The 399-nt window shown below is 65.9% G+C and carries 1 protein-coding gene; it reads right to left on the bottom strand.

The window, feature by feature from the left end; all coding sequences use genetic code 11:
- Window positions 1–399: hemerythrin domain-containing protein (locus AB4Z14_RS22070; RefSeq protein WP_442277115.1), on the bottom strand; the 399-nt coding region annotated here is incomplete at both ends.

The following is a 399-nucleotide window of genomic DNA, read 5'->3' as shown; positions in this document are numbered from 1 at the left end:
CTCGCCGAGCTCCTGCAGCTGCTTGCGCCCGAGGCCCTCGCGGACCTTCGGGAACCAGTCCTGCTCCTCCTCGGCCATGTGGTGCTCGACGTTCTCGATGAGCACCGTCGTCTTGGCGTCGAACCGCTCGTCCGTGGCATCCATCGCTGCGAGCTCCATGCAGAGCACGTCCGCGACGTGGTGCTCCTCGTACGACTCGAGCACGTCGTCCTCGAGGTCGGGCAGCAACGCCCGGACGCGGGGGTACATGACCTCGTTCTCGATGTAGGTGTGCACGGTCAGCAGCTCGAGGATCGTGTCGACGACCTTCTGCTTCTGGACCGCGGTCTGGCCGGGCTTGCGGAAGGCGCGGAACTGCTCGCGCACGTCTTTGTGGTCCTGCTTGAGCAGGACGATGGC

The organism is Terrabacter sp. 2TAF16 (assembly GCF_052115065.1).
Taxonomy (GTDB): Bacteria; Actinomycetota; Actinomycetes; order Actinomycetales; family Dermatophilaceae; genus Terrabacter.
Note: the sequence above shows the minus strand (reverse complement) of the source record. Positions and strands in the feature narration are given on the sequence as shown.